6 protein-coding genes are annotated in these 6,560 nt (G+C 70.5%); 1 reads left to right on the forward strand and 5 read right to left on the reverse strand.

From position 1 onward, the window contains the following. Nucleotides 1–223 precede the first annotated feature (223 nt). Complete coding sequence (gene ctaD / locus ACTIDRAF_RS29875) at nucleotides 224–1,999, forward strand: aa3-type cytochrome oxidase subunit I (protein WP_083886488.1); 1,776 nt, start codon at nucleotides 224–226, stop codon at nucleotides 1,997–1,999. Nucleotides 2,000–2,110: 111 nt separating this feature from the next. On the opposite strand, the gene metK is transcribed toward ctaD, so the two are convergent. From metK to mihF, 5 genes are all read right to left on the reverse strand, one after another. Further along, nucleotides 2,111–3,313: a methionine adenosyltransferase gene (gene metK / locus ACTIDRAF_RS0219320; protein WP_016700370.1), complete on the reverse strand. Its 1,203-nt coding sequence runs from the start codon at nucleotides 3,311–3,313 to the stop codon at nucleotides 2,111–2,113. 88 nt (nucleotides 3,314–3,401) lie between these two features. Then, nucleotides 3,402–4,664, reverse strand: coding sequence for a bifunctional phosphopantothenoylcysteine decarboxylase/phosphopantothenate--cysteine ligase CoaBC (gene coaBC, locus ACTIDRAF_RS0219325; RefSeq protein WP_016700371.1), 1,263 nt, complete (start codon nucleotides 4,662–4,664; stop codon nucleotides 3,402–3,404). Next, complete coding sequence (gene rpoZ, locus ACTIDRAF_RS0219330; protein ID WP_016700372.1) at nucleotides 4,661–4,951, reverse strand: DNA-directed RNA polymerase subunit omega; 291 nt, start codon at nucleotides 4,949–4,951, stop codon at nucleotides 4,661–4,663. The genes coaBC and rpoZ overlap by 4 nt, the downstream gene beginning before the upstream one ends. Before the next feature lie 116 nt (nucleotides 4,952–5,067). Further along, nucleotides 5,068–5,691: a guanylate kinase gene (gene gmk / locus ACTIDRAF_RS34270; RefSeq protein ID WP_052168897.1), complete on the reverse strand. Its 624-nt coding sequence runs from the start codon at nucleotides 5,689–5,691 to the stop codon at nucleotides 5,068–5,070. Continuing rightward, a complete protein-coding gene (gene mihF / locus ACTIDRAF_RS34275) occupies nucleotides 5,688–6,005 on the reverse strand; it encodes an integration host factor, actinobacterial type (RefSeq protein ID WP_016700374.1) in 318 nt (105 codons plus the stop codon). Before mihF ends, gmk begins: the two co-directional genes overlap by 4 nt. Nucleotides 6,006–6,560: the final 555 nt, after the last annotated feature.

Consider the following 6,560-nt stretch of genomic DNA (forward strand, 5'->3'; position numbering starts at 1 on the left):
GGGGGGGGCGGGCCGCCACCGGAACCCGCCGAGGGAGCCGCCCGCACCGACCGACAGCGAACCCTTATTTGTCATTCGCCGCGCGAGATTCGTCAAGTCGGTTCACCCGCTCCAGCAAAAAACAACTCTGACGAGCGACATTGATTTTGCCTGCCGAATAGCCGCTTCTACGCTGCCCCGGAACGTGACACCTCCCGCCGGACAGACAGGTGGACAACGCGCGATGACGACCTCGGCGACTCGGCCCACGCCCACGATCATTGAGGTAAGCCACCCGCCGAAGCCGAGGGGTTCGTCCTTCTCCGTGTACCTGCGCACCACCGACCACAAACGGATCGGGCTGCTCTACCTGGTCACGGCGATGATGTTCTTCCTGATCGGCGGTGTCCTGGCGCTGCTGATGCGCGCCGAACTCGCCCGGCCGGGGCTCCAGTTCCTCTCCAACGAACAGTACAACCAGCTGTTCACCATGCACGGCACGATCATGCTGTTGCTGTTCGCGACGCCCATCGCCTTCGGCTTCGCCAACTACGTCATGCCGCTCCAGATCGGCGCCCCGGACGTCGCCTTCCCCCGGCTGAACGCCTTCTCGTACTGGCTGTTCCTGCTCGGCGGCCTGATCGTGGTCGCGGGCTTCCTCACCCCCGGCGGCGCCGCCGACTTCGGCTGGTTCGCCTACGCACCGCTGCACAACGCCGAGCACTCCCCCGGGCTGGGCGGGAACCTCTGGGTGACCGGCCTGATCGTCTCCGGTCTTGGCACGATCCTGGCGGCGATGAACGTGATCACCACCATCATCTGCCTGCGCGCCCCGGGGATGACGATGTTCCGGATGCCCATCTTCACCTGGAACATGCTGCTCACCAGCGTCCTGGTCCTGATGGCGTTCCCGATCCTCACCGCGGCGCTGTTCGGCATGCTGGTGGACCGCCACCTCGGCGGCAACGTCTTCGACCCCGCCACCGGGGGCGCGATCCTGTGGCAGCACCTGTTCTGGTTCTTCGGCCACCCCGAGGTCTACATCGTGGCGCTGCCGTTCTTCGGCATCGTCAGCGAGGTCATCCCGGTGTTCAGCCGGAAACCGCTCTTCGGCTACAAGGGCCTCGTCTTCGCCACCCTGGCGATCACCGGGCTCTCGGTCACCGTGTGGGCCCACCACATGTACGCCACCGGCGCGGTGCTGCTGCCGTTCTTCGCCTTCACCTCGTTCCTCATCGCCGTGCCGACCGGCGTGAAGTTCTTCAACTGGATCGGAACGATGTGGCGGGGTCAGCTGACCTTCGAGTCCCCGATGCTCTTCAGCGTCGGCTTCCTGGTGACCTTCCTGCTCGGTGGCCTCTCGGGGGTGCTGCTCGCCTCACCGCCCGTCGACTTCCACGTCTCGGACACCTACTTCGTGGTGGCCCACTTCCACTACGTGCTGTTCGGCACCATCGTGTTCGCGGTCTTCGCCGGCATCTACTTCTGGTTCCCCAAGATGACCGGGCGGATGCTGGACGAACGGCTGGCCAAGCTGCACTTCTGGACGACCTTCATCGGCTTCCACGGCACCTTCCTCGTCCAGCACTGGCTCGGGGTGGAAGGCATGCCCCGCCGCTACGCGGACTACCTGCCCACCGACGGGTTCACCACGCTGAACACCCTGTCCACCGTGTTCTCGTTCCTGCTGGGTGCCTCGACCCTGGCGTTCCTGTGGAACGCGGTGAAGAGCTACCGGTTCGGGCAACCGGTGACGGTGGACGACCCCTGGGGCTTCGGCAACTCCCTGGAGTGGGCGACCAGCTCGCCGCCGCCCCGGCACAACTTCCTGGAGCTGCCCAGGATCCGCTCGGAACGGCCCGCCTTCGAGCTGCACTACCCCCACATGATCGAGCGGATGCGGCTGGAGGCGCACACCGGCGGCCCCGGTCCGGTGGACGACTCCCCCGCACCGTCCGAACGGGCCGCCCACGCCCTCCAGCCCCCGGAGGAGCGTCCCTCCGACCCCCGGGAGCACTGACCGGGGCCGTTCCCCTCAGGGGCCGGGATCGGGGTCGGCGGGTGGTGGCCCGCCGACCGAGGGGTGCCGCCACCGGAGCGGCGCCGGCCGGAGCCCGAGCCTGGTTCCTCGTCAGGCGCCCGCGCTGGCGCGCAGGGCGTCCACCCGGTCCACGCTCTCCCAGGGCAGGTCGAGGTCGGCCCGCCCGAAGTGCCCGTAGGCGGCGGTGGGCGCGTAGATCGGACGCAGCAGGTTCAGGTCGCGGATGATGGCGGCCGGCCGCAGGTCGAACACCTCGTTGATCGCCGCCTGGATCTTCAGCGGGTCCACCGTCTCGGTGCCGAAGGTCTCGACGAACAGACCCACCGGGGCCGCCTTGCCGATGGCGTAGGCGACCTGCACCTCGACCCGGGTGGCGAGCCCGGCGGCGACGACGTTCTTGGCCACCCACCGCATCGCGTACGCGGCGGAGCGGTCGACCTTGGACGGGTCCTTGCCGGAGAAGGCGCCGCCACCGTGCCGGGCCATCCCGCCGTAGGTGTCGACGATGATCTTGCGGCCGGTCAGTCCGGCGTCACCCATCGGACCGCCCAGCACGAAGCGGCCGGTCGGGTTCACCAGCAGCCGGACGTCGCTGGTGTCCAGGCCGATGTCGGCGATCTCCGGGGCCATCACCTGCTCGCGGATGTCGACGGCGAGCATCCGCTCCAGATCGATGTCGGCGGCGTGCTGCGAGGAGACGACGACGGTGTCCAACCGCACCGGCTGGTCGCCGGCGTACTCGATGGTGACCTGCGTCTTGCCGTCCGGCCGCAGGTAGGGCAGCACGCCGTCCTTGCGGACCCGGGTTAGCCGGCGCGACAGCCGGTGGGCCAGGGCGATGGGCAGCGGCATCAGCTCGGGGGTGTCGGTGCAGGCGAAGCCGAACATCAACCCCTGGTCGCCGGCGCCCTGGCGGTCGACCTCGTCCTCGGCCCCGCCGACCCGGGACTCGAAGGCGGTGTCCACGCCCTGCGCGATGTCGGGGGACTGCGCGCCGATGGCGACGTTCACCCCGCAGGAGTTCCCGTCGAAACCCTTCGCGGAGGAGTCGTACCCGATGTCGAGGATGACGTCGCGGACGATGGTGGGGATGTCGGCGTAGGCCTCGGTGGTGACCTCACCCGCCACGTGGACCTGGCCCGTCGTGACCAGCGTTTCCACCGCGACCCGTGACCGCGGGTCCTTGGCGAGCAGGGCGTCCAACACCGAGTCGCTGATCGCATCGCAGATCTTGTCCGGATGTCCCTCGGTCACCGACTCCGAGGTGAACAGTCTGCGCCCTTGCTCGCTCACGTGACTCCCCATCTTTTCTCCCTGCCCGGACCGTCCGAGGCGCCGCATGCTGATCCTGTCCGTAACCGGCACGGGAACGCACGTGGATTCAGGCTAGCGTTGAGCCCTCGCCGCGATCTCGTCCGGCGGTGGCACCGGCCACCGCGTCCCACATCGTGGACGCCAGCAGGTGCTTGCTGCCCTCGGGTATCCGCCGCTCGGAACCGTCGCCGCCCAGCAACCAGCCGGAGTTGACCGGGACCTCGAACGCCAGCCCGTCCCCGACGACGTTGACCAGCAGGAAGTCGACGCCCTTCCTGGCGAGCTTGGCCCGACCGTGGTGCAGCGGGTCCCCGGTTCCGTCACCGGTCTCCGCCGCGAAGCCGACCACCAGCTGGCCCGGCCGCCGCCGCTCGACGAGTTCGGTGAGGATGTCGGGATTGCGGACGAGGCGAACCGGCTCCGGGTCCCCCTCAATCTTCTTGATCTTGGACGGCGCGGTCGACTCGGGCCGGAAGTCGGCGACGGCGGCGGTCATCACCAGGATGTCGGCGTCGGGCGCCGCCGCGTGCATGGCCTCGCGGAGCTCGGCGGCGGTGCGCACCCGCACGACGCGCACCCCCGAGGGCACCGGGAGGTCGGTGGTGTTCGCCGCCACGAGGGTGACCTCGGCGCCCCGCTGCGCGGCGACCCTGGCCAGGGCGTACCCCTGCCGGCCGGAGGACCGGTTGCCGAGGAACCGCACCGGGTCGAGGGGCTCGCGGGTGCCGCCGGCGGAGACCACCACGCGGCGACCGACCAGGTCCCGGGGCAGGGCGTCCGCGCGGTCGAGCAGCAGCTCCGCGAGCGCGACGATCTCCTCGGGGTCGGGCAGGCGCCCCTTGCCGGTGTCGGAGCCGGTGAGCCGACCGGAGGCGGGTTCCATGACCACGACTCCCCTGCGGCGGAGCAGGGCCACGTTGTCCCGGGTCGCCGGGTGTTCCCACATCTCGGTGTGCATGGCGGGCGCCATCAGCACCGGGCACCGGGCGGTCAGCAGGGTGTTGGTCAACAGGTCGTCCGCGAGACCGTGCGCGGCCCTGGCCATCAGGTCCGCCGTGGCGGGGGCCACCAGCACCAGCTCCGCCTGGCGGCCCAGCCGCACGTGCGGCACCTCGGGCACGTCCGCGAAGACGTCGGACCGGACGGGCTGCCCCGACAGCGCCTCGAACGTGGCCTGACCCACGAACCGCAGGGCCGAGGCGGTGGGCACGATCCGGACCCGGTTGCCCGCCTCGGTGAGCCGCCGGGAGACCTCGCAGGCCTTGTACGCGGCGATACCACCGCCCACACCGAGAACGATGTCGTGGGCGGCCGACGGGTTCGGGGTCACTCGCCTTCGGTGTGCTCGAGCAGGCCGCTGTGGATCTCGCGCAGGGCGATCGACAGGGGCTTCTCCCGGGGGCCGGGCTCCACCAGCGGGCCGACGTACTCCAGCAGGCCCTCACCGAGCTGGGCGTAGTAGTCGTTGATCTGACGCGCGCGCTTGGCGGAGTAGATCACCAGGGCGTACTTCGAGCTGACCTGGCCGAGCAGGTCGTCGATCGGAGGGTTGGTGATGCCCTCCAGGGTGGTGCTCGACGGGGCTCCGAGAGTGCCCAGTTCGGTGGGGGTGATCACGTGTGCGCTCCTGCGGTCGACGGTGTGGTCCGATTCTAGACGGCCGTGCGTGGTCCGGGCCGGCGCCACGGTCGCGGCGGCCTGCCGGCCCGGTGCGGCCGGTACGCGGACGCCTGTCAGGGGCCGTGGTCCGAGGCGTCCGCCGTGTCCCGGTGTCCTGCTCTCGGGTCAGGCCCGGTCAACAAGGCTAGCAACCGCTCGGCGGCGCTGTTCACGTCCTCGTTCACCACGACCACGTCGAACTCGGAGCGGGCCGCGAGTTCACCCCGGGCCGTCGCCAGGCGGCGCTCCACGACCTCCGGGCTCTCGGTGCCCCGGCCCACGAGCCGTTCCACCAGGACCTCCCAGCTGGGCGGCGCGACGAAGACCAACAGGGCCTCGGGAAGCACCGTGCGCACGTTCCTGGCGCCCTGGAGGTCGAGTTCCACGAGGGCCGGCCGACCGCTGGCCACCCGGTCCTCGACCGGCTGCCGGGGAGTGCCGGAGCGGTGGGTACCGCCGTGGATGTCGGCCCACTCGAGCAGCTCGCCGCGCTCGATCATCTCGTCGAACCTGTCGGGGCTGACGAAGTGGTAGTCGCGGCCGTCCACCTCGCCCGGCCTGGGCTGGCGGGTGGTGGCCGAGACGCTGAACCACAGGTCGGGCAGCAGCTCGCGGAGCCTGCCGACCACACTGCTCTTGCCTACGCCCGAGGGGCCGGCCAGGACGACCAGCCGACCCCTCTGATCAGGACTTCTCACTCTCCGCTGAACTCGGCGAGCAGCGCCTTGCGCTGACGGTCGCCCAGTCCGCGCAGACGACGGCTGGGGGCGATTTCCAAGCGTTCCATGATCTGCTGCGCCCGGACCTTGCCGACACCGGGCAGGGCTTCCAGCAGGGCGGACACCTTCATCTTGCCCAGGACCTCGTCCTTGTCCGCGGCGAGCAGCACCTCCTTCAGGTTGGTGCCACCGCGCTTGAGGCGCTCCTTGAGCTCCGCCCGGGCACGGCGGGCAGCAGCCGCTTTCTCCAACGCTGCGGCCCGCTGCTCCTCGGTCAGCTGGGGAAGGGCCACGATCTCCTCCGTGGTGTGGGTTCCTCTGAATCGGTGCCGCGACCGTACCGACCGCGCGTGACGCGGCACAACACGGGTACGGCATATCCAGGCGATTTGGCCCGGACACCGCCAACAAACTGGCGTGGCGGCACAACGTACCGCCCGCCCCGGGACGGTCGTTACCCAGGGTACGGATCTTGTCCGAAGGGGATCCCGCCGGACGGCGGCTCGAACACCAAATGAGATGATCTTGACTCGGGGAGGGCGATCCGCCCCCCGGCGGCGCGGCGCCGCGGTGTCCCGCACCCGCCGCCGGACACCGGATCACCACCAGGACCGAGAGGGGGACCACCAGGTGAACGGGACAGGAGACCCCGCCAGACGGCGCACGACGTCTCGACTGGTCAGAGCACTGCCGTGCTCGCCGCCGCCCTGAACCGGCCCAGCCAGCGACCCCGGCGGCCACCCGGGCGGGAGCCCCTCCACCCCGGCGACGCCGACCCCGCGCCGACCCCCGCCGGCCGGCCCGTGAGCGGCCGCGACGGCCGAGCGTTCCCCACCTCGGCCCCCACC

The organism is Actinoalloteichus spitiensis RMV-1378, from assembly GCF_000239155.1.
Taxonomy (GTDB): Bacteria; Actinomycetota; Actinomycetes; order Mycobacteriales; family Pseudonocardiaceae; genus Actinoalloteichus_B; species Actinoalloteichus_B spitiensis.

What these genes read in the sequence shown, in the direction of transcription:
- ctaD (WP_083886488.1), top strand. Translation starts at nt 224, where the DNA reads ATGACGACCTCGGCGACTCGGCCCACGCCCACGATCATTGAGGTAAGC.